At 71.7% G+C, this 2,003-nt stretch carries 2 protein-coding genes; both read right to left on the bottom strand.

Annotated elements, in window-relative coordinates; translation table 11 throughout:
* Positions 1-1,258, bottom strand: a 1,258-nt coding sequence (locus FHL79_RS26045) for a SpoIID/LytB domain-containing protein (protein WP_171058341.1), incomplete at its 3' end; no start/stop codon positions are given.
* A gap of 297 nt (positions 1,259-1,555) precedes the next feature.
* On the bottom strand, positions 1,556-2,003 hold a 448-nt coding region (locus FHL79_RS24795; RefSeq protein WP_369333702.1), incomplete at its 5' end, for an LGFP repeat-containing protein.

The following is a 2,003-nucleotide window of genomic DNA, read 5'->3' on the forward strand; positions in this document are numbered from 1 at the left end:
GCGCACCCAGCACCGTCGGACCCCCGGCGGCCATGTACACACCCCAGATCTGGCCCGACACCGAATGCGCACCCGTCGCCGCCGTCCAGTACGCATACCCACGCTCGTACTGCTGCCACGACACCCCGGGTGTCGACGACTCCCCACCGATCGGCGCGCCCAGGAGCGCCCGCCAACCGGCGTCCGAGGCATAGCGCCCGGCGAGGGCGTCCGCGGCGTTGGTCACCAGGAACCAGGTGCTCCTGATGCCGGTGACAGACCGGGAGGTCTCTCCGATGACGGTCACGGTTCTGGCCGAGCCGGTCAACACCACCGAGGTGACCCGACCTCCCCAGTCGCCGTTGCCGTCGCGGGCACTGACCCGGAGCTCGACGAGCCGGCCGATGCCCAGGTACGTGGCCTCGATCGTCGATGCCGCCACGCTCGTCGTCCAGGAGTGCGCGCTGAACCCGGTGACCCCGTCCCAGGGGTCCTCCCGCGCGGTGAGATGGGGCTGGTTGCCGGCGGCGGTCCATCCGCCGTTCGCGGAGGAGAACTGCGCGAACACGGTGGCACCGGCGTAGGTGTGCACGTGCAGTGCGGTCGCCGCGACGGTTGGGTCCGTGCTCGCCGGCTCCAGGTCGGTGACCGCGGACCCGGCATGGCTGCGCGCCCCGCTGTACACCTGGCACGAAGTGGTGTCGCAGACGTCGTGGTACCGGCTGCGGGCGTGGTGCTCGATGGCGTAGACCGCGTAGGACCGGGCGGCAACGGCCTGCGCCTGCAGCGCCGGGGCCGGCCAGGAGGACGGGGACTCACGCGGCACGACGCCGCGCAGGTAGTCGTCGAGCGCCGGTTCGTTGACCGTGTGCAGCGTCGACCCCGAGACGACTGCCTGCACCTGATCCCGGTACCCGCGAGTCCCGGCCGGGACGACGGTACGGGTGATCTCCGGTCCCCCGAACGACACCGGGCCGGCCAGGGCCTCCGGGCCGCCGGGCATCGACCAGGGCTTCCAGACCGACCCGTCCACCGTGTACTGCAGCGCGATGCCGGGTCCGCTGCGCACCGCCCGCCACTGCAGTGCGCCCAGACCCGTCGGCAGCAGCGCGGATCGACCGGTGGCTCCGTCGGTCACGGCGAGCGCGGCGTCGGGCAACACGCGCACGTCGGTGCCGTCGTGGGTGACCAGCACCCTGATGGACGTACGGGACGTCCGGGACGTCCGGGAGCTCACCGTCCCGGGGTGGTAGAAGTCGAGGATCGCCGACGCAGCCACACCTTGCGTCGCCGCGCCGTAGGCGCCGTACTGGCTCAGCCCGTGCCCGTGTCCGTAGCCGAGCCCGGAGAGCTGGAAGACCCGGTCACCGGTCGGGCGGACCGGCTCGTCGGCTCAAGCTGCGGTCCGGTCGACCGTGACGACGCCGGTCAGCGCGAGCAGCAGGACACCGCCGACCAGGGCACGGCAGGTGGAACGGGACACAGGAGCCTCGGAAGACAGTGCGGATGGTGTCCGGCCCGAACGGGCCGGGACGTGCCACGGGCCGGCTGCGCAGCAGCAGCCGGCCCGTGGTGGTCACTTGTAGGTGACGGTGGTCTTCCCGGTGGTCGCGTTCCAAGTGATCTTGCCGTGTTGGAAGGTGCTGGCCCGCCCGCCGGTCGCGGCGACCTCGTTGCTGGTTGGGTACCCCAGCTTCGAGGCCACCCCGCCGAGCTCGGCGTAGCGCTTGTAGATCGACCCGACCACCGCATGCGCACCCCCAGCCGGGGCCCAGACCACCGCACCGTTGCTGAAGGTGTTCTGCCGCCCCTCGCCATCAGCGGTCGCCTTCTCGTCGCTGGTCGGATAGCCCAGCGACCCCGTCTCCCAGCCCAACTGCGCCCACAGGTCCCGGATCCGTCCCTGCACGGCGTGCGCGCCAGTGGTCGGCGTCCAGTAGATCGAGGCCCCACCGGAGAAGTGGTTGTAGCGCCCCACCCGGTCCGGTGTCGCCAACTCGTTCGTCGTGGGCACTCCGTAACCC

This window comes from Modestobacter altitudinis (assembly GCF_005930475.1).
GTDB lineage: Bacteria > Actinomycetota > Actinomycetes > Mycobacteriales > Geodermatophilaceae > Modestobacter > Modestobacter altitudinis.